The sequence below is a fragment of the Aquabacter albus genome, from assembly GCF_040049275.1.
In the GTDB taxonomy this organism is placed as follows: domain Bacteria; phylum Pseudomonadota; class Alphaproteobacteria; order Rhizobiales; family Xanthobacteraceae; genus Aquabacter.
Genome location: NZ_JBDZDT010000001.1, coordinates 16,248 through 37,876 on the forward strand (window position 1 = coordinate 16,248; position 21,629 = coordinate 37,876).

The 21,629-nt window shown below is 65.0% G+C and carries 12 protein-coding genes; 9 read left to right on the plus strand and 3 right to left on the minus strand.

All coding sequences use genetic code 11. The features are described from left to right. The first annotated feature begins 170 nt into the window (after nt 1-170). Together ABLE91_RS00050 and ABLE91_RS00055 are read left to right on the plus strand one after the other, a co-directional pair. The gene (locus ABLE91_RS00050) at nt 171-1,193 is read left to right on the plus strand and encodes a hypothetical protein (RefSeq protein ID WP_348927178.1); all 1,023 of its coding nucleotides are present in this window, start codon (nt 171-173) and stop codon (nt 1,191-1,193) included. Between the two features lie 313 nt (nt 1,194-1,506). Then, nucleotides 1,507-2,475 (plus strand): helix-turn-helix domain-containing protein, encoded by a 969-nt coding sequence (locus ABLE91_RS00055; protein WP_348927180.1) that lies wholly within the window; start codon nt 1,507-1,509, stop codon nt 2,473-2,475. Nucleotides 2,476-2,659: 184 nt separating this feature from the next. Here ABLE91_RS00055 and ABLE91_RS00060 read toward each other — a convergent pair whose 3' ends face one another. Beyond that, nucleotides 2,660-2,995 (minus strand): hypothetical protein, encoded by a 336-nt coding sequence (locus tag ABLE91_RS00060; RefSeq protein WP_348927182.1) that lies wholly within the window; start codon nt 2,993-2,995, stop codon nt 2,660-2,662. A gap of 33 nt (nt 2,996-3,028) precedes the next feature. On the opposite strand from ABLE91_RS00060, the gene ABLE91_RS00065 reads away from it, so the two are divergent. Next, on the plus strand, nt 3,029-7,798 hold the full coding sequence (locus ABLE91_RS00065; RefSeq protein ID WP_348927185.1) for an autotransporter domain-containing protein: 4,770 nt from the start codon (nt 3,029-3,031) through the stop codon (nt 7,796-7,798). 316 nt (nt 7,799-8,114) lie between these two features. Here ABLE91_RS00065 and ABLE91_RS00070 read toward each other — a convergent pair whose 3' ends face one another. Further along, the gene (locus ABLE91_RS00070; protein WP_348928286.1) at nt 8,115-9,362 is read right to left on the minus strand and encodes an alpha/beta fold hydrolase; all 1,248 of its coding nucleotides are present in this window, start codon (nt 9,360-9,362) and stop codon (nt 8,115-8,117) included. A gap of 99 nt (nt 9,363-9,461) precedes the next feature. Here ABLE91_RS00070 and ABLE91_RS00075 point away from each other — a divergent pair, with 99 nt between their 5' ends. The 4 genes from ABLE91_RS00075 to ABLE91_RS00090 all read left to right on the plus strand — a co-directional run bounded on the left by ABLE91_RS00075 (nt 9,462) and on the right by ABLE91_RS00090 (nt 15,076). Then, nucleotides 9,462-9,977 carry a winged helix-turn-helix transcriptional regulator gene (locus ABLE91_RS00075; protein WP_348927187.1) on the plus strand — a complete coding sequence of 172 codons (516 nt, stop codon included), beginning with the start codon at nt 9,462-9,464 and terminating at the stop codon, nt 9,975-9,977. 466 nt (nt 9,978-10,443) lie between these two features. Beyond that, complete coding sequence (locus tag ABLE91_RS00080; RefSeq protein WP_348927189.1) at nt 10,444-11,445, plus strand: NAD-dependent epimerase/dehydratase family protein; 1,002 nt, start codon at nt 10,444-10,446, stop codon at nt 11,443-11,445. 5 nt (nt 11,446-11,450) lie between these two features. Then, on the plus strand, nt 11,451-13,511 hold the full coding sequence (locus tag ABLE91_RS00085) for a glycosyltransferase family 2 protein (protein ID WP_348928288.1): 2,061 nt from the start codon (nt 11,451-11,453) through the stop codon (nt 13,509-13,511). Further along, nucleotides 13,511-15,076: a DUF6212 domain-containing protein gene (locus tag ABLE91_RS00090; protein WP_348927192.1), complete on the plus strand. Its 1,566-nt coding sequence runs from the start codon at nt 13,511-13,513 to the stop codon at nt 15,074-15,076. Before ABLE91_RS00085 ends, ABLE91_RS00090 begins: the two co-directional genes overlap by 1 nt. A 64-nt stretch (nt 15,077-15,140) precedes the next feature. Here ABLE91_RS00090 and ABLE91_RS00095 read toward each other — a convergent pair whose 3' ends face one another. Next, nucleotides 15,141-16,133 carry a helix-turn-helix transcriptional regulator gene (locus ABLE91_RS00095; RefSeq protein WP_348927194.1) on the minus strand — a complete coding sequence of 331 codons (993 nt, stop codon included), beginning with the start codon at nt 16,131-16,133 and terminating at the stop codon, nt 15,141-15,143. Between the two features lie 482 nt (nt 16,134-16,615). On the opposite strand from ABLE91_RS00095, the gene ABLE91_RS00100 reads away from it, so the two are divergent. Further along, nucleotides 16,616-16,840, plus strand: coding sequence for a hypothetical protein (locus ABLE91_RS00100; RefSeq protein WP_348927196.1), 225 nt, complete (start codon nt 16,616-16,618; stop codon nt 16,838-16,840). A 243-nt stretch (nt 16,841-17,083) separates the two neighbouring features. Beyond that, entirely contained in the window at nt 17,084-21,595 is a 4,512-nt protein-coding gene (locus ABLE91_RS00105; RefSeq protein ID WP_348927199.1) for an autotransporter domain-containing protein, read from the plus strand. Nucleotides 21,596-21,629 lie beyond the last annotated feature (34 nt).

Consider the following 21,629-nt stretch of genomic DNA (forward strand, 5'->3'; position numbering starts at 1 on the left):
CGCGCCACTAGCTGTGCTGAGGGTGCGGCTTTCGGCGGTAAGACGGACAAGCCTCACGCAGCATGGTCCCCCCTGCATGGAAACAGCCCAACTAGGGCCGCAATAGGACGTTGATAGATGCGGAATTCCCGGGAGGATGAGCCTGGGATTTCGTTCCTTGGAGGTCACGCGTGCCAATAGCCGCTCCCCACATCGAGGGTATCTACTATGCGGGCACGGAGGCTAGCTTCGACCTGCCGGTGATCAATCTCACCGATCCTCGTTTCTTTGTAGCGGAGGACCCGGCGGCGGCCGCCAAACTATACGAAGCCTTTGCCGCGGCCCAGCGCCGCCCATGGTACGTGCCAGGCTTCGTCATGCGCATGGTGCTGCGCTCCGCGGCAAGGAAATCGCTGCTCCTGAAGGCCATTCTCCAGCCCGAGGGCGGCTTCCTTGATGGCATCAGCACCTATGTGATGAAGCTCGGCCCGGATTTCCTCGTGCTGCCCTTCGACACGCCCATGGACCGCCGCATGGCCTCTTCGCCGCACGTCCCGCTGCTGCGGCTACGCATGCAGCAGACCGCGCAATTCCTAGTGCAAGGGCTGCTGGGCGACCTCATCGCGAGCTCGGCGCCGCTGAGCCTTGTGAACATCGGCGGTGGCCCGGCTTTGGATAGCATCAATGCGGTGCTCTTCCTGCGCCGCGACCATCCCGAACTGGCACAGCGGCCGATCGCCATCCATGTGCTGGACGGCTCGAAAGCCGGGCCCGATTTCGGCATGAATGCACTGGCTGCGCTGCAGGCTGAGGGCGCCCCATTGCACGGGCTGAGTATCACCATGCGCCACGTTACCTATGACTGGAGCCACACGGCCCCGTTGCAGCGGCTCGTGGACGATTTGAACGCCAAGAATGAGATCTTCGCCGCATCGACAAAAGGCGCACTGTTCGAATACGGCAACGATGCCGATGTGATCGCTAATCTGAAGGTGCTCCGGAACGGTGCGCGGCTGGTCACCGGCTCGGTGACGCGGGACGATGCCATCCGCCGCAGCACTGTTGCGGAGACCGGTGTCAAGCTGATGCTGCGTGGGCAGAAAGGTCTCACGCCTCTGGCGGCGGAGGCGGGGTTCGAGATCACCGATAGCGAATCTGTCTATCTCAGCGATCAGGTGCTGCTGCGGCCAGCCCAGGTCGGAGCCCATGCTTGAGGCTTCTCCACGCTCCTCGTCGACGCGGGAAATCTCTCGAGCTTTGAGACGGGCCTGATGTGCCGGCGGATGCGGATCGACTGATTATCGATCGACCAATAGTCGAGGTCGGTGCGGGGATGCCGCGATGGTTTGCGAGCTCTGTGACCGTCAGAAATATCCCCGCGCCCGCGAGATCGTCCAGCAAGGCGACGTGTGCCGCGAGGTCTTGCGGCGCGCCACATGCACCCACTGACAGCCGCCATGCACAGCCCGCTTGCGGTGCGCCGTCCGGCGTGAATGATATCGCGCCTGACCAAAGGAGAGCCGAGACGTGAAAGTTGCGCCGACACCTGCCAATGCAGGGGAGTTTCGGACCGGCCTTTGGAAGTTCGACGGCCGCACATTGGATCTGCCCTGGGGACGTGGGCGCCTGGAGAAGGTCGATCTGGAGATCGGCCTTGCCTTTTATCGGGCTGAGTTCGAAGTCGAGGAAACCTGCGTCATGCAGGCCGACCATGACACCGAGAACCGGCCTCTTGTCGGCAGTTTCATGCATCTTATTGGGCGCTCCTTCCTGCTGACGCCGGACGGTGCCACTCACGAGGTCGGCCAGGGCAAGGCCTTGCTGTTGCGCGTCGCGCAAAACGGCACCCGCTTCCTTCTCCCAGGAGGGCAGGTTGTTCGGCATGTCGGGGTTGCGATCCACCCGGATCGGCTTGCCCAGTGGTACGGCGGCAGCCTGCCAGAGAGCCTCGCCTGCTTTAGCGAAAGCCCGACCAGCGGCGCCTGCGTCAGGCTCTTTTCCATCAGCAATCGACTACGGCGACTGAAGTCGCTCGTATTCACCGGCCTGCGCGACGGCCCGGCCGCGCGCATTGCGCTCGGCGGCATCTGCGCCCAGATCATGGCCGAAGCCCTGGATGCCTGCCATGCCGCAGACGCGGCCGCCAAACTGCAGATGACACCCGGGGAACGCTTCGCCGTCGAAGACGTGATCGCCGCCATCCGCGCCCGGCCGCAGCGGGCTCTGTCGGCGGACGAGGCGGCCGCATCGGCAGGGCTGACGCGTCACCGCCTGCTGCAGGTCTTCACCGCGATAGCGGGACAGTCCTTCGCCGCCTTCCAGCGGAGCGAACGGCTGAACCTGGGTCGTCGTCTCATCGAGGACAAAGGTTTCAACATCCCTCGCGCGGCCGAAGAGGCCGGCTATAACCATGTCACCAACTTCTCCGTCGCGTATCGCCGTCAGTTTGGCGAGACCCCGGGCGATACCCAGCGCCGCGCGGCCAGAAGCGCCTGAACATCGACGCCCCGCGCCGGCAAAACGCATAATTCCCTGCAAAAATCATAGGAAATAATTCTTTCTCGCAAAGGCCTTGCCTTGCATAACTTCCCTAGCGATTTCAACACACCGATCCGGGCACCCAAGGTGACGACAACGCGGCGAATGCCGTGGGCGTGAGGCCGCAGGGCGTGGTTGGAAGTCATGCGAAGGGGAAATCATGCGGCCGGTTGTGACGCGAGCTGATGCGCAGCGTCGAGGAGCGCTGGCTGGGGTTTCCATCCTCGCCCTGGTCCTCGCCGCTGGGACCGTTCAGGCGGACAACCTGCTCATCGGAGCTGGCGGAAACGGCGGGGCTGAAGTTTTCGCTACAGGCGGGGGCGGAGGGGGCGGCGGCATTGGTGGCGGTGGCGGTGGCTCCGGCGGGCAGGTGAGCGGTGGTGGTGGGGGCGTCGGCGGTGGCGGCGGTGGCGGCGGTGGCGCCAATGCCCAAGGAGGAAACGGTGGAAGCGGTGCGCTCGGTGGCTCCGGCGGGCAATTTTCCGCGTTTGCATCGGGAGGCAGCGGTGGCGTGGGCGGGGGTGGTAGCTTTGCCTACTCGGGCGGCGGCGGCGCGATTGGCGGCGCCGGGGGCACGGGCACTCGTTTCGATCTTGGCGGCATCGCCGGTGCCGGCACAGGATCAGGATTGAATGGCGCCGGGCATAACGGCGGTGGTGGCAGTCTTTATGGCGGCGGTGGTGGTGGGGATAGCGGCGGCGGTGGTGGTGGCCGGGTGGCCGATCTCTCCGGTACCGACATTTCCGGCAAGACGCCGGGCACCGGTGCGGTCAGCGTTGGCACCGGCGCAATTATCTCGAACCGGACCTATGATTTCGTGGGCATTGGCGGCGGTGGCGGTGGCGGTGGCTACAACACGGGTGGGCTGGCAGGCTCCAGTGGCAGTCTTACCTTGGACGCCGCCACGTTGACCGTGAACAGGTCGATCTTGGTCGGCGGCGCGGGTGGCGGCGCGGGCGGCTTCGGCAGCGGCGGAGGAGGAGGAACTGGCACTCTGACAATTAACAATGGCAGCACACTTACGGTTTCGGAGACTCTTCTGATTGGCGGCAGCGCCGGCGGCGGCGACTCCGGCGGCGCTGCCACCGGCGGCAACGGCGGTGTCGGCGAGGTTTCGGTAGATACTGCCTCGTCCATCGTCATTGGCAATGGCGGCGGCCTCATCATCGGCGGCGCGAAAGGTCAGGCCGGCGCAAGTACGGCCGGCGGAACGGGAGGTTCCGGCACGTTGAATCTCAGCGGCGCCCTGACATTCGGGAGCGGCGCGACCTTCACGATCAATTCCGGCAGCACCTTCAATCTCGGAAATGCCGTGGCAGGGGGTACCAGCGCGGGCGCAATCACAGGTGTGTCCAGTCTGACCAATAACGGCACCATCAATTTCAATCAGTCGGACGCCAACTACACGTTCTCGATCAATATCATCGGCTCCGGTGAAATGACCAAGTCCGGCACAGGAGTCCTGACCCTGACCGGAACGAACACATTCGTGGGCGGCACCACAATCAATGCCGGCAGGCTGGCTCTTGGTGCAGGTGGTGCGCTTGCCCCGGGCGGGGCCGTGACACTCGCCGGTGCTGGAGCCAATTTTGACATCAGCGCTGCCTCGGGAAACCAAACCATCGGTGACTTGGTTGGCGTTGCCGGCTCCGATGTGACGCTCGGCACGAATACTCTGACGTTCGGCGGCACATCGACCTCGCTGTTTGCAGGCACGATCGGCGGGACGACGGGCGGCATCGTCAAACAAGGAACGGGCACGCAGACGCTGACCGGCGCCAGCGCCTTCACGGGCGCAACCACCATCTCCGCCGGCACGCTGGCTCTGTCGGGCGCGGGCAGCATCGCCTCGTCTTCCGAAGTGATGGTGGACGGGACGCTGGACATTTCCGGCACCACGTCTGGGGCGACCGTTACCAATCTATCCGGCACCTCCGCGAGTGGTGTCGTCGCGCTGGGCGGCCAGACCCTCACCGTGATGCAAAACAGTGGGGCGGGCTTTGCCGGCAGCATCACCGGCAGCGGCATGCTCTTGAAGCAGGGAAGCGAGGTTCTGCATCTCTCCGGCGACAGCAGCGGCTTCAGCGGCTCCACGCAGGTCAATGCCGGCAGCCTCAAAGTCACAGACACACTCGGCACGACGGCGGGCAAGCTGGGGGGCAATGTCAGCGTCGCCTCGGGGGCGACACTGGAGGGCTTCGGCGGCACCATCGGTGGCGCAGTGACGGTGGCGTCGGGCGGCATCCTCAGCCATGTCACCCCGGACGCCGCCGCCGGCGGGCTCACCATAGGCTCGCTCACCCTCGATGCCGGCGCGATCATCAATGTGGGCCTCATGACGCCCACCATTTCCAGCGGCATCTTCACCACCACCGGCACGGCCACGGTCAACGGCACGCTGAACATCACGGACCTGCCGGGCTACGGGGTCGGCGTGTATCGGGTGTTTGCCAGCGGCGGCGTCACCGACAACGGACTGGTCCTCGGTACCCCCCAGATCGGCGGCTTCGTGAACGCCCTTGATGTGAGCGCATCGGCGGTGGACGTCCAGGTGACGGTGCTGAACACCAGCCTGCAATACTGGAGCGCGAATGGCACCACGCGCGGCGGCGGCGGCACCTGGACGTCCGCGAACCTCTGGCTGAACGCCGGGGGCGGCGCCTCGGCCTGGGCGAGCCAGACGGGCGTGTTCGACCGGCCGGCGGGCATCGTGGCGGTGGACGGGACGCGGGGCTTCGGCACGCTGGAGTTCCTCACCTCGGGCTATGAGATCCAGGCAGGGACGGCGGGCGCGCTCGACCTTGGCGCCGGAGGCCGGCTCTGGGCGGAGGGTGACGCCACCACAGCCACGATCTCCGCGCCCATCGTCGGCGCCGGGGCGCTGACCAAGATCGGCGCCGGCACTGTCATCCTCTCTGGCACCAACAGCTACCAGGGCGGCACAGTGCTGCAGGCCGGCACCCTGCGGGTGTCGTCTGACACCAATCTCGGCGTCGCCTCGGGTGGGCTGACCTTCACCGGTGGCACGCTTGCCACCGCGGCGAGCTTCACCACCAACCGCAATGTGACGCTCAACGGCACCGGCACCTTCGATGTGGCTGGCGGCACCACCCTGACAGCGGGCGGCGTGATCTCAGGCGCAGGCGCACTTGTGCAGGCAGGTCCCGGCACGCTGATCCTCACTGGGGCGAACAGCTATGCCGGCGGCACTCTCGTCTCCGGCGGCATGCTGCAGATCGGCAGTGGCGGAACCACGGGGTCGATCCAGGGCGATGTGGTCGTCACCGGCGCCCTGGCCTTCAACCGCTCCGACACTGTGACCTTTGGTGGCCTCATTGCCGGCACCGGCTCCGTGGAGCAAATGGGCCCCGGCACGTTAGTCCTTACCGGCGCTAACAGCTACACCGGCGGGACCACGGTGGCAGCTGGCACGCTGGTGCTCGGCAGCTCGACGGCCGCGGGCACCGGGCGCATTCTCCTGTCCGGCGGCACCACGCTCGGGTTCACGGATGGCATCAGCATCGCCAACGCGCTGATGCCTGGCGGCAACGTCACCTTCGACCTCGCCTCGGGCAGCGCGACGGCTTCCGGATCATTGAGTGGCACCGGCGCCGTGACCTATTCCGGCGCGGGCCTGATCAGCCTGACTGGCGACAGCTCTGTCTTCGCAGGCACCACCAGCGTAGGCGGCATCCTCTCCGTGAATGGCACGCTCGGCGGCAGCATGAATGTGCTCTCGGGCGGCACGCTGAAGGGCAATGGCACAGTTGGCCCGACCACGGTGGTGGCGGGGGGCACCATTGCGCCAGGCAACTCCATCGGCACCCTCACCGTGAACGGCCCCCTCACCTTCTCGACCGGCTCCATCTATACGGTGGAGATCAATCCCGCCGGACAGTCGGACCTGATCAACGTGACCGGCGCGGCGACCCTGAAGGGGGCCACCGTCTCTGTGACCAAGGCGCCGGGCAGCTACCTGCCGGGTACCCGGTACACCATCCTCACCGCCCAGGGCGGCGTGGTCGGCACCTTCGGCGCGTTCAGCCAGGACATGCCATTCATCGACCTCGCCCTCTCCTACGATCCCGGCGACGTCTATCTGAACGTGGCACGCAATCAGGTCTCATTCCCCAACGTGGCGGTGACGCCGAACCAGATTTCGACCGCCGGGGCGGTGGAGGCCCTCGGCCCTAGTAACGCGCTCTACAACGCCGTGGTCTCTCAGACCGGCGTCGCCGGCGCCCAGCAGGCGTTCAACGCCTTCGACGGCGAGGTCTATCCCTCGGCCATGTCGGTGTTCCAGAACGAGAGTCTGATCCTGCGCCGAGCCGTGCTCGATCGGGCAAGGGTGCCGGTGCAGGCTCCGGGCAGGGCTCCGCTGCCCTACGCCGCCAAGGCGCCTGCCGAGCCACTCGCGGCCGGCACCGACGTTCTGGAGGTGCCGGGCACGCCGAATGCCTTCTGGGCGCAGGCGTTTGGCGCCTGGGGCCAGATCGACGGCAACGGCAATGCCGCCACCATCTCGGGCAACACAGCCGGCGTCTTCGTCGGCTATGAGCGCACCTTCGCCGGCACCACGGGCGACTGGCGCCTCGGCTTTGCGGCGGGATACTCCTCCTCCAGCTACCAGGTGGATGCCCGCTCCTCGTTCTCCTCCGACAACGGCCATGTGGCGGTCTATGGCGGGGGCACGTTCGGCCCGCTGGGGCTGCGGCTCGGTGCGGCTTACAGCTGGGCCGACATCAGCGCCAGCCGCAGCGTGGTGTTCCCCGGCTTCTATAATGCCCTCTCCGCCGACACCTCGGCCCGCACTGGTCAAGTGTTCGGCGAGGTGGGCTACGGGCTCTCCTTTGCCCAGGTGGACCTCGAGCCGTTCGCCGGCCTCGCCTACGTGAACGTTGATCTCGACGACTTCGCCGAATGGGGCGGTCCCTCGGCGCTCACCTCGCCGGGGACCAGCCAGGGCGTGACGTACTCCACCCTCGGCGCGCGGATCTCGGTGCCGTTCGCACTCGGCGCGATTCCGACCGCGTTGAAGGGAACGCTGGCCTGGCAGCATGCGTTCGACGACACCACGCCCGAGGCGCTGTTCGCGTTCAGGCCGGGAGCCCAGCCGTTCATGGTTTCGGGGGTGCCGATCGCCACCGACGCTGCCCTGGTGGAGGCCGGGCTCGACATGGCGTTCACCGCCAACATCTCGCTGTCGCTGTTCTATGCCGGACAGCTCACCGAGACCGACACCAACAACATGCTCAAGGGGAACTTCACCCTCAGGTTCTGAGGAAAGCGATAGGCCCTCTCACCTCCGCCCTTCTCATTGTGAATACGGTTATCGCGAAAGGCGCCGGAAGTCGGCATGGCCGCGCCCCGGCGCCAGTTGCAGATCGAAGCCGAGTATCTGCAGCAAGGGGTATGAGCGGGACTGCATGGCGGCGCCTGCGAGCGGATCACGCGCAACCGAGGTGGCTATGCCCGGGGGGCGCCACTCTGCACATTTCCCAGAGACCTGTTGGCTTGGGTAGGCTCGCAGAGAGCTGGGAAATGCCGCTGAACCAGCACAACTAGCGCTTCAAGCATCGCCCGATAGTCTCTGGTGTCTACTTGCGCGCCGTGGGGGGCGTATCACCGAGCCAGCGCATGAACTCGCCCACATGCTGCGCCCAAAGGTCCGGGCGCGTCATGGTCAGGTGGCCGGGCGATGTCGCCGTTCCCGCCTGGACGACGTACCGGCCCTGCTTGAGCTTCGGCATGGCGTTCTGGAGGATGTGAAGCTCGTCGGGATTGAAAGCGTCGTCGGAAAAATTGAGCGCAAAGAGCTTCGCCTTGATTGAAGACAGCCCGGGCCCGGGATCGTAGTCGAAGGACGACTTGATCGAATAGAGGACATCGTTCGTGTCGGTCTGCGCGACCTGCTTGCGGGTGGCGTCGAGGAACCTGTCCGCGGCCGCATTGTCGGGAATGGTCTCCTGCAAGTGTGAAACGCTGTCGATCATCATCCGCAGCACGCCATAGCTCTGGAGCCAGCCGCGCGGCGGCTGGGTGTAGTCTCCGTTCTTCCACTCTGGATCGGAGCGGATCGCGTCAACCACCAGGCGCCGCCACAAGAGGTTACGGCCCGAGACCTTGATCGGCAGTGAGACCACCGGCATCACGCCGTCCATCATGTCGGGATAGGCCTCGGCCCACTGCCAGGCATTCATGCCGCCCATGGACATGCCGAGGATGGCATGCAGATGCTTGATGCCCAGCGTCTCGGTGATGAGCTTGTGCTGCAGGTCGACGATGTCGCCGTAGCCGTAATTGGGGAACTTTGCCTTCAGGCCGTCGCTCGGCTTGCTCGACTGCCCATGGCCCACGCTGTCCGCGAAGATCAGGTAGTAGCGGCTCGCATCGAGCGGGCGGCCGGGATCAAAAAGTGCCTTCGTATAGGTCGGGTTCAGGAGGACGCGGCTGTCCGCGCCGGTCCAATGCAGAACGAGGACGGCATTGTCGATCTCGCCCTGGGCATTGCGGTGCGGCGTGCCGAGGGTGGCATAGTGGATCTTCACGCGCGGCAGCGTTTCCTCACTGCGGAACTTGTAGTTCTCGAACGAGGCATCGGCCTGCACGGCCGCCGCATTCGCCTGTCGGTCCCAGGGTGAAGTCGACTCGCTGGCGGCGGCCGGTGGCGGTGAGTTCGATTGAGCAAATCCTGGGCCTGAAAGCACAGTTCCGGAAAGCAGGACGCCGACCAGCACGCGGATTGCCGTGCGAGCACGTTGAGACTTCATGACGTTTTCCTTGGACCGATGGGGACGGCAACCCAATCCACGCGGGTTGCTCATCGATCTTATAACTCTTATCATAAGAGTTATAAAGGTTGAGCCCCTCACAAGATCGTGGCCCTTGGAGAGGGCCCGGACTGGTGTTACGGGCGCTCAGGCGTAGTGGCGCGGGCGGAGTACATGCGGTCCAAGGGCTTTGAAGGAATGACGTGCTCGATGGCGAGCGTCATGGGCGCACTCGGCGACCGATGGGGGGCGCTGATCGTGCGTGACCTCTATCTCGGGCTCACGCGCTACGACGATCTGCAGCGCTCGACCAGCGTGACCAATGCCACGCTGTCCGACCGGCTCAAGGCGCTGGAACAGAACGGATTGATTGAACGACGCCGGTATCAGTCCCGCCCTGATCGGTACGAGTATGTGCTTACGGAGAAGGGCCGGGATATCGGGCTCGTGTTGCTGGCAATGGTGCAGGTTGGCGACAAATGGAACCTCAACGACCTCGATGGTCCGCCACTCCGTTTTTTCGATGCCCGCTCCGGGCATCGCGTCCAACTGGCACTTGTCGATGCCCAAACCGGCAAGCCGATCGATCCCGCGCATATATCGGTCGAGGCAGGGCCGGGAGCGGACGATCTCACGAAATGGCGCGTTGCCCGGCGTGCAATATCCAATCCCGGAACGCTGCGATCTTAGGGTGATTTTGCTTGTTGTCCGGGCAGACGAGATAATCCGCGAAATCCTCTATTCGCGCCGGCGCATCACCACGCGCCGCTGGTCATTTTAGCGCCAAGAGCAAGCATTGGGTGTTTGCCCGAAACCGGACATTGCCAGCTCGACCAGATCCGAGCCGTTGGCGCTATTTGCAGAGTTTGATGTATCGCCAGGAGGGGACCGGCGGTCAGGGACGCTCATCATCAGAAGGCCAAAGCCATCGCCTGGCAGGTGGTCGCGCCGTATTCATGCCCCATTCACCCCATAGCGCGCCATTCAACTCAAGCGAGCATTCTGTCTATTGGCGTAAATTACATATCCTCGACCAAATATATCATTTCAAATTTCATTCAATTAAATACCGAAATCTAAACTATATAAGAGTCGTATTTACTTTAAGGAATTTCATCACCACTATATCCTTCGCGTTACGAAACGGGGAGGAGACATGCCGATCGCCACCGCCGATGCTCCAAGGCTCGATGGCATCCGATGCCTGATCATGGGAGGCGGCGGTTTTCTCGGAGTCCACCTGGCCAATGCCCTGGCCCGCCAAGGCGCGGTGGTCCGGGCCTTCGGGCGCGCGCCGGCCGATCCGCTGGAGCTGGACGGGCGGGTGCATTGGAACAGCGGGCGTTTCGAGGACCCTGAAGCGACCACCGAGGCGGTGCGGGGGCAGGAGATCGTCTTCCATCTCCTGTCCAGTTCCGTTCCGGGAAGTCCCGGTCAGATCCCGGCCTTCGATCTCGAGACGAACGTCCTCGGCACGTTGCGCTTCCTGGATATCTGCAATGCCGCCGCCGTCCGGAGGATCGTTTTCGCCTCGTCCGGCGGCACCGTCTATGGGCCGGCCGACACATATCCGATCTCGGAAACCGCGCCCACCCATCCCATATCGGCCTATGGCGTCGGCAAGCTTGCGATCGAAAAGTATCTCGGCCTGTACCACCACCTCTACGGGCTCGAATATATCGCCTTGCGCATCGCCAACGCATACGGCCCGCTGCAATCCATCCTGAAGCGCCAAGGCGTGGTTGCGGCGATGCTGGATCACGCGCTTGCCGGCAAGCCGCTCAAAATCTGGGGCACCGGCGAGGTGGTGCGCGACTTCGTTCATATCGACGACGTCGTCTCGGCCTTTCTCTGGGCCGCGACCTATGGCGGCCCGCACCGCGTCATGAATGTCGGATCGGGGACGGGGCTCAGCATCAACCAGGTGGCGAACGATATCGAGGCCATCACCGGCACCGCCAAATTGTCGAGGAACTATCACGCCGGCCGGACGGCGGACGTACCCATCAACATCCTCGACATCTCGCTGATCACCCGGGAAACGCCCTGGCGCCCCCGGCGCACCTGGCTCGATGGCCTGCACACCACGGCCCAGTGGATGGCCGCGAAAAGGCGCGCCCCACTTTCCGATCATGCACGGGGCCGGAGCCCGGCGTGAGCACCATGGCGGAGAGGGACGTGCGAGCGGTCATCCTCGTGCCCGCCTATGGCCAGCCTTGGCTGACCGCCGAGACGCTCCATACGGCATTGGCCCAGGTCACCGACTTCGACTACGCCATCGTCGTCGTCAATGACGGATGCCCTCATCCCGAGACGGACGAGGTCTGCCAGACATTTGCGACGATCCATCCCGAGCGGATCTTCTATCTGCACAAGCGCAACGGCGGCTTGAGCGCCGCCCGCAATACCGGAATCGAGTTTGCACTGATCGCTTTCCCGGATCTTGAAGCCGTCTACTTCCTCGATTGCGACAACCGCATTGGCCCCCATCTGGTGCAGCGGCTTCTGACGGCGTTACGCAATGCAGACGCAACTGTCGGCTGGGCCTATCCGGACGTCGATAAATTCGGGTTCGCCGAGTTCGCCGATACTTCGGGGCCCTATTCGCCGCTGGAGCACCTGTTCCACAATTTCTGCGAAGCCGGGAGCATGGTTTCGCGGCGCATGCTCGACGCCTCGATCCGGTTCGACACCGAGATGCGCCAGGGTGTCGAGGATTGGGAGTTCTGGCTGCACGGCCTGGAGCGGGGCTTTCGCGGTGTCCACGTCGCCGACGCGGGCTTTGCCTATCGCCGCCGCGGTGAGAGCATGCTGGTTGCGGCCCAGCGGGATTTCGTCCCCATCCTCCGCTATATCCGCAACCGCCATCCCCGTTTGTTCAATGTTCGCAACGTCGTGGCGCTCGAAACCGAGGCGCGGTCACGTTATGCGGTTTATCACCCGGACACGGGGATGGTTCGGTGTTTCACCGAGATCAGTCATGTCGAGACCCTGACGCGCGAGGAATATATCCGCCGCCTGCTGCGGGCGCAGCTGCGCCCGTCCTACGGTGACTGCCCCGGCCAGCTCATCATCATGAGCAGTTCGGTCTTCGAAACGCTCGCCATGCAGTCCTTGCTGGCGGGCGTTTTGTGGACGCTGGAGTGCGGGCTCGCCCGATCGACCTTCGTCGCCTGTTCAATTCGCAATGCATTGCGCGATGATCGCCTTCTCGCCTGGACCGACGGCACGATCGTCCAGGAGCAGGCGGACAAATTCCGGCTGTCATCCCAAGAGATTCATATTCTGGCGGTGGAGGCATCCTTCGTTGCCGAGCATGCATCGCTTCAAGGGCTCGAACTGACGGCTTTGCCCAGGCAGCATGGCAAGCCTCAACATGCCATCGAGCTCGATCTCGCCGTGAGGGGAATGCAGGCGGAGCTCAATCCGATCGATGCGGATTTTGCGCGCCTGTGCCGGGATATGGCCGCCACCGAAGAGGGAGACAACCCAGCCAGTTGGCAGGCAGTGGTGCCGGGCAAGTACCGGCTTCAGGCGGCGCTGCCGCGCGATGCCTATCCGGAACTCTTCGATCTGATGTCGGTGTTCGCCTGCCCGTCGTCCGATGCAAGCCCCTGTGCCGCCTTGGTGCTTGCATCGCCGGCGCCCGAGAGCGTGGCGACCGCGGCAAGGCTGGCGCTGACCCTCAACGAAGAGGGATGGGACGTTCATCTCGTGACATTCGAGACGGATCTCGCGCTGCCCCCGGACCACGCCAAATGCTTTTCGCAGATCATTGCCCTGCCCCTGCCGACGCTGCTGTCCCGTGCCCAGACACGATCCTATGAGGGGACGCGGATGCCCTGTTTCCAGCCGAGGGACACGCTTGATGCCGTCTCCACCTTGGCCGGCTATCACCGCGCCGTGTCGGTGGACGGCGGAGCGTCGCACACATTGATGGGCGCGCTGCGTCGCCTGAAAGTGGAGACCTGGGCGCTGCTGGGTTTCTGCGAGCAGGATCAGGCCGCGAGCCAGGTGGTGAACGCATGTGCGGCCTTCGAGCAGGCCTACACGCATATTGTCGTCAAAGACGCCGGAATCCTGCCTCTGTCCCGCGCCTTCGGCATGCCCCAGGCAAAGATGCGCCATTGGCCCGACCAGAACACTGATCTCGATTTTGAAGACTGCGAGCTCAGGCCGCTTTTTGCAGGCGCATCGGCTCCGAAGATGAAGCAGGCCGTCTGATGATCATTCAAACGACCAAGAATTTGTTTTCGACGCTCTACTCCGCCGATCCCAAGGTCATAGCATTGGGCGCTTCTGAGGCGCCGGATGTGGCCGCAAAGCCATCTGAGGCCATTCGCTGGTACGGCTGCGAGCTGGTTAAATCCGACCAGTATGTCCTGACCGAATGCGGACGCGGCGCAAATCCGTTGCCGTCAGCCCTTCGCACCCTGGAGGTGCCACCGACGAATGTATGGGCGCTGTGGGCTCCCGATCCCGTCAAGGAACGGCTTTTGCGCGGATTGCAAACCTGGTGGACAAGGACAGGCGGCGCGCAGACGCCTGTCCCCATCATCGTAGGAAGCAGGGCTGGTCTCGATGCAGCCCTCCTCGCGCGCTCTTTAAGTGAAACGCGCAGAATGCAGCACAGCAACCAGCTCTTGATGCGTGATCTCGCGGCATTGCGGGAGAGCTGGACCCATCATGTGCGCATCCCGCCGGAAATAGAGGACCTGATCGCCACGCTCCGCATCGGGCGGCCGCACCTGATCTTCAACAGCCCTCTTCCCAATGATGATGTCGAAGTCCCCCGTTCGATGGAGCAATGCCTGACGCAGCGGCTGCCCACCTCCGCGCGGGGATGGCTCGGGGTCGATCTGCATGTCGCCGATCCTGGGGAGGGCGCCGGTACACTGCATGCGCAGGTCGAGGCCGCCGATATGGGGAGGGTCTTGGCGCAGTGGCGCGTTCCCTTTGATCTCCTCCGCCGCGGCTGGCTGCCTCTGCGGCTCCCCAACGCCGCGTCACAGACGTCCCGTTCCCTAATGCTCAAGGTCTGGGCCAGCGACGGTGAAGCGGCCCCTCGCCTTTCGAGCGCGCCAACGGGTCTCTTGCATGAATATCGGTTTGACCCTCAAGGCCCGGCTCAGCCGGATGATCGCGACGCCGCGGCCAACATGCTTGCGATCAAGCTGTGGGGCGGATTGCCGGGCGTTCGTTATTTCGCATCCGGAGACGATGGCACATCTCTGCATGAGGCCGGGGCGATCGTCCCCGTCCCTGACCGGGTCGTTGCCAAGGTGCGTCTGACCAGGGAGCAGTCCGCAGCTTACCCGGTGTTCGGATATATGGAGGCAGGAAAGGTCCTCCTGCGCCCTCTCAAGACGGCTTCATCCGCGGCGGTCATCAGATTGCCGTCTGCGCCCGGCCTGATCGAGGTTTCGTGCGATGTCGTGATCGACGACAAACGCTGCCAGACGCGACGCCTCGGTGCCCGGCTGGTTGTCACGCCGTGCGAGATCGGTCCGGACGACGCGGAAGCCGGCCGGAATGTTCTTGCAGCAACGGAATGGACGGAACTGAGCGAGCCGCTTGTCCCCTCGCGATTGGTTGCGCGGCTGCCGATTGCTCACAACAGCCCGGTCGCCCTCCATCTCTTCACGCGCCTGCCGGAGCCGGGTCCGATCCCGCCGCACGGGCGCGTGGTATTCGGCCGATTTGAAGTGGAGCTTCATGCTCCATCAGCCTGGGACATGACAGCCGTCCTGCCTGTCGGGGATGATCGAACCGATCCACTGTCAGGTTAGGGCGGCCCTGACGGTGTGGAACTCACCGCAAAGCTTGGTGGTGTGAGCGCGCCTCCACGCCAACTTAAGCCTTTCGCTTCGCAGCCAGTGTTTCAGAAGGTGTCTCCCCAAAGCGCTCCTTATACTTCTGGGAGAAATCTCCGAGATGGCCGAAATACCGACTGGCGATCTGATGGATGCTTGTGCCCGGCGGGGCTGACAAAAGCTGGGACCGAACGGCGTCCAAGCGCCTCTCGCTCACCCACTGCATTGGGGAACACTCAAACCGCTCCCGGAAGGCATATTGCAGCGCTCTTGGAGACAGGCCGCTGGCGGCTTCAAGCATCGTCAGGGTGATTTTTGTGTCGAGATTGGCGAGGATGTAATCGCATGTGTCGTCCAGGCGCGGGCGCCGGGTCGTCCGCTTCGAAGGCTGCGATACGAAGGCTTCGGGCTTGAGCAGCATGACGATAGTGCGGCTGATGGCATCGTCGAGGCCGCTGCGATCGAGGATTTCAGGCTCAGGAATGCAGTGTTCGACCGCGGCGAATAGGCGGCGGAGAATCATATCGAACCGCGTCCGGCCCACGGCGAGCTGCAAGGAGCGGGGCGTGGCCAGATCAAGCACCGGCCCTTGGGTCTCGATGCCGAGCATGTGCCGAGCCAAGGGCTGAAGGGCCTCTTCGACGATATTGATTCCGGCCACCGACCGGCAGGTGGAGTAGCCAACCGTATCAATGCAGGGAAGGAATGCGCCGATCCTGTCGGCGCTCCAGCCGACCTGACGCTTGTCCTGCCAGCTTTCACCCTTTCCGACGAAGGGCAGAAGCAGGATGCACGCGTTGAGGTTGGACGCGCGATATTCCACTGCAGAGCAGCTGTTGGCCGCAAGCCAAAGGCTGCCGACCTTCATCATGGAGGACAGGCTGCGGAACGGCTCCTTCGGGTGCTGGGGGCGATATTCCATGCGCGCGGTCCCTGCAGCGGAAAAGCGCTCAGACATGATGTCTGCATTCGTCTCCTCCCAAGCGGCGGCAGGCGCAAATGCTAATGGCGGCAATATGACTTTAGCGCGCATGAACTATCCCCCCGGATGCACTGCGATTTCATGAGAATGTTAAGTCGAATGCGTCTGTGCCCTCATTCAGGGCGAATAAAATGGGAATGTCTCACAAGGCTGCAGCTCTATACTCGGTTGTGCTCACTAGGCTTATCAGCATTTCCGATAAGTGGACGAATTCTCCCGGCAGCGAAAGATGCGAGGGTGCTGGAATGGAAGTTCCCTCTCCGGCGCCCGCCCGCAATTGGCGACGGCAGGGCTGAATCGATGAATTCGCCGCGGCCTCAGACCCGTTGAAACTTTCAGAGCTAAGTTGGAACGCCCGCCGCCTTGCCCAAGCGGGTGTAACCTTTTGGCAACGTTTGATCCGTTTTTGCCCAAGACTTCGCACCCGCGATAGCCGCTGCGCAATTCCGATCACGCCCGCAGACCTCATCCCTTAGCGTTGCACCTGTCACGCCTCTTCCAGCCTGCCTCGTGGCCGGCCGGAAGAGGATCAGATGAAGGAAGCGCCGCGCGGCGCTCAACGCAATCGGGATTGGGCCGTGACACGCGCTGACCAGCGAACCTGCCTTGAAATCATAGAACCGGGCATGCCGCCGCCACGCGTCAGCGCCGAAGACGTGCGCCGCTCGGAAAAACCAATGACAAGCGCGATCGTGGCCCTCCCGGAATTGCCTTCGCAAACGCGCGGCCGCTGGTCGGCGGCAGACGGGACGACCTGACGGTGGTTGGAAAATAGGGCCGAGATTCACGATCCCTTCGCGGTCTCGATCTCGGCAAGGATTCAGCTCGTTGCGCCGAAGTGCTTCGGGATCAAGGTGTCGGGGGATTTTATGTTGGCGTTTGATTCTTTGCAGCAAAACCGTCTTTCCTTCGGCGCGCCCCACGCGCGGCGCGGCCTGAAGGCCCTGCTGCTCGGCTCCGTTGCGATCGCATTTTTATGCGCACACACGGCTTTACCCGCCTTGGCGGCCGACGGTGACGGCGGTGCCTATGGCACAAAGACGGGTGGATTTTCCAATTCTGGAAACGGCGGCGGCGGCGCTGGCGTCGGCGGCACTGGCACCGGCAATGGCGGCAACGCAACGCCTTCCGGCGGGGGTGCCGGCGGCGTCAGCGGCAACGGCTCAGGCAGCGCGGATGGCGGCACCAGTAGTGCCGGGGGGGCTGGCGGCACCGGCGGCGGCATCACCGGCGGCAACGGTGCCGGTGTGGGCATCGCCAGCGGCAGCTCCGGCACCGGCAATGGCAACGGCGGCGGCGGCGGCACGACCCTCGGCAGCGGTGGTGGCGGCGGCGGCGCCAGCAGCGGCGGCAACGGCGGCAGTGGCGGCGGCAGCGGTGGCGGCAGCGGCGGTACGGGCGGGGCCACCGGCGCCGGCGGTGGTGGTAGCGGTGGTACGGGTGGCGGTGGCGGCGGCGGCGGTGGCTCCGGCGCCGGCGGCGGCGGCGGCTTCGCCGGTTTTTATGGCACTGCGTCTACCTTCAGCGCCGCCACGATATACCAAGGCAGTGGCGGCGGTGGCGGCGGTGGTTTCGGGGGCGGCGGCGGTGGCGGCGCCGGCGCGGTGGTCTCGACAGGGGCCCTCACCGGCGCGACCCTTTCAGCGAACATAACAGGTGGGAGTGGCGGCGGCGGCGGTGGGGCCGTCGGCGCCGGCAACGGTGGCAACGGCGGTACCGGCCTGCTATTGCAGACCTTACAGGCCTCTGACCTCACCATCGCCACGACCGTCAAGGGCGGCAACGGCGGCAACGGTGGCAACGGCACCGCCGGCGGCGCCGGTGGCAATGGCGCCCGTGGCATGGCCGTCGAAAGTAATACAGCAACTGTCACCCTCACCATCAGCGGCAGCGTGAGCGGCGGCAATGGCGGGGCCGGCGGAACCGGCTCATCCTCCAATGGTCGGGTGGGCGCGGGCGGCCGGGGCATCGAGGGGCAGAACCTCGCAATCACTATCGGTTCCACCGGCACGGTGAGCGGCGGCACCACTACGAGCGGCTTGCAGGCGGAGGCCCTCGGTTTCACTGGCGGCTCGAACAGCCTGATCGTCCAGGGCGGCGCGACCCTTGGCGGCGGCATCGTGGTCTCGAACACCGCATCGCTCGATTTTAATCAGGGCACCGATATCTCCCTGACGAATGTCGTTAGCGGCGCGGGCTCCATCTCCAAATCGGGTGTCGGCAAGCTGACGCTTACAAGCGCCAACCCCTACTTTGGGAGCGTAACCGTCAATGCCGGCACGCTGGCACTTTCCGGCAGCGGCAGCATCGCGAGCGCCAGTGCAGTGACCGTGAACGGCACGCTGGACATTTCCGGCACCACCTCCGGTACCTCGATCAATAACCTGTCCGGCGCCACGGCGGCGGGCGTGATCGCGCTCGGGCCTCAGACGCTGAGCGTCTCGCAAAGCCAAGATCTCACCTACGCGGGCGGGCTCTCGGGCAGCGGCAGCTTGGTCAAGCTGGCGGTTGGTGTCCTGATCCTTGCCGGCGACAGCAGCGGCTTTACAGGCACCACGACGATTCAGCAGGGCGCGATCTGGGTCGGTGACGCGACGGCCGGGAGCAGCGCCATCCTGGGTGGGCCCGTGTCCGTCGCCTCGGGCGGGCTGCTCGTGGGCGGGAACGGGACGGTGACGGGAGCGGTCACGGTGGAAGCCGGCGGCCGGATGACCGGCGGACAGGAGGGCCACAGGCTCACCATGGATTCGCTGGTGCTGAACGACGGCGCCATCACCAACGTGCTTCTTTCGACGGCCACCACCGCCAGCAGCGTCTTCACCATCACGGGCGCGCTGACCGTGGCCGGTACGCTCAACGTCAATGTCAGCTCCGGAGCGGGCGTCTACCGGGTGTTCCAGAGCGGAGCCGATTTGACGAACAATGGGCTCGCCCTGGGCCAGTTCCAGGCGGCGGACACCAGCCTGAGCGGCACCCTCGATGTGGGCACGAACTTCGTGGACGTGCAGGTGACGGGTGGCGGCGGGGGCGGCGGCGGGGGCACCCTGCAATATTGGAGCGCCGACGGGAGCACCCGGGGCGGCAGCGGAAGCTGGACCGCCAGCAATCCATGGCTCGACACCGCGGGTGCCACGGCCCCGTTCTCAGGGGGAACCGGGATCTTCTCCGGCACCGCCGGCACGGTGAGTGTGGAGGGGACGCAGGCATTCGGCACCCTGGAATTCCTCACCTCGGGCTATGTGGTGCAGGCGGGGGCCAACGGCGCGCTGAACCTCGGCGCCGGCGGGCGGCTGTGGGCGGAAGGGGCGGACACCACCGCCACCGTCTCGGCTCCCCTCGTCGGCGCGGGCGCCCTCACCAAGGTGGGTGCGGGCACCATCATCCTCTCGGGGACGAACACCTATCAGGGGGGCACGGTCATCAACGCCGGGACACTGCAGGTGTCCTCGGATGCCAATCTGGGCGCGGCGTCCGGAGGGCTGACGTTCAATGGCGGCACGCTTTCGACCACGGCAAGCTTCACCAGCGCTCGGAACGTCACGCTCAACCCGACATTCATCACATCAACCAGCTGCGACATCCCCGGAAACGGCACGTTCAACGTGGCGGGCGCAACCGCGCTCACCTTGTCGGGCACCATCTCGGGCGCGGGCGGGCTCCTCAAAGATGGCGCGGGCCTGCTGATCCTCACCGGTACCAACACCTATACCGGCGGCACCGCCATCAACGCCGGCACGCTGCAGATCGGCAATGGCGGCACCACCGGGTCCATCGTCGGCGACGTGGTCAACAACACTGCTTTGGTGTTCAACCGCTCCGACACCTACACCTTCCCCGGCACCATCTCCGGCTCCGGCACGGTGGCCTTCATCGGCGGCGGCACCGTGCTGTTCTCAACGCCCGGCGCCTATTCCGGCCCGATCACAGTGGCGGATGCCACCGTGACGCTCCAGCAGGGCTCCACCACCGGCTCGACCTTCACGGTGGGCAATGGCGGCGTGATCGGCGGCAATGGCACCATCGGCGGACTGATCGTGAACAATGGCGGCACCGCCGCCCCCGGCAACTCGCCCGGCACCATCTCGGTGAACGGCACCGTCGCCTTCAATGCCGGCTCCATATACCGCGTGGACGTGACGCCGGACGGCCAGCACGACCTCATCACCGCCACCGGGGCGGTGACCATCGCCAACGGCGCGGTTGTGCAGGTGGTCGCCCAGCCGGGCGTCTACGCCCCCAACACCACCTATGCCATCCTCACCACCACCGGTTCGGTGACAGGCACGTTCGGGTCGGTGACCAGCGACTACGCCTTCCTCACGCCCTCCCTGAGCTATGACGCCCGGGACGTGTACCTGACGCTGGCCTACAACAATGTCAGCTTCGTTTCCTTTGCCCAGACGCCAAACCAGGCGGCCACCGCCGTGGCGGCGCAGGGGCTAGGGTTCGGCAACGGAGTGTTCGACGCCGTCCTCGAGCTTCCGGCCAGTGCGGTTCCCACCGGGCTCAACCAGCTTTCGGGCGAGGTCTATCCTTCGGTCGACAGCGTGATCCAGCAGCAGTCGGTCTATGTGCGCGAGGCGGTGGGAGCGCGGCTGCGCGCATCCGTGAGCGCGCCGGGCATCCAGCCGCTTGCCTATGCCACCAAGGCCGCGGCGCCGATGACGGCACAGCTCGGAGAAGGGCTCACGCCCACCTTGTGGGCACAAGGCTATGGCGGCTGGGGCAGCACCTTCGGCAACGCCAATGCGGCCACCATCTCCAACACGCTGGGTGGCTTCCTCATCGGCGCCGACGTAGCACTCGCCCCCAATGCCCGGGCGGGCGTGTTCGGCGGCTACAGCCAGTCGCAGTTCGACGTGAACGCCCGCGCCTCCACCGGCTCCATGGACAATTACGACCTTGGCGCTTACGTCGGCGCGCAGTTCGGCGCCGTCGCGCTGCGCGGCGGGCTTGCCTACACGTGGCACGACGTGTCGGTGGACCGCACGGTGGCATTCCCCGGCTTCTCGCAAGCCGTCAGCGGGGGCTACACCACGGGCACGACGCAGGTGTTCGGCGAGGTGGGCTATGACGTGGCGCTCGGAGCCTATGCCTTCGAGCCGTTCGCAGGGCTCGCTTATGTGAACATCGCCGGCGCCTCCTTCGGAGAGACCTTCGGACCGGCGGCGCTGCAGGTCTCCACGGGATCCATGGAGACGCTCTACAGCACGCTCGGGGTGCGGGCGGCCACCTCCTTCGACGTGATGGGCCGGGCGCTGACGCCGAGCGTGACGCTCGGCTGGCAGCACGCCTTCGGCGACACGACACCCACGGCGGCCATGCTGTTCGCGGGCGGGGCGACGCCGTTCCAGGTCTCCGGCGTTCCCATCGCCGAAGATGCATTGCTGGTGGGCGGCGGGCTGTCTTATGCCCTCTCGAACGTCGCGGCACTGTCGGTGAACTATACCGGCCAACTCGCCGCCACGGCTTCCCAGAACGCCTTCACGGCGCAGTTCTCGCTGAAGTTCTGATGCAGATGTCCCCGCCGCCTGGCGGGGACATCCA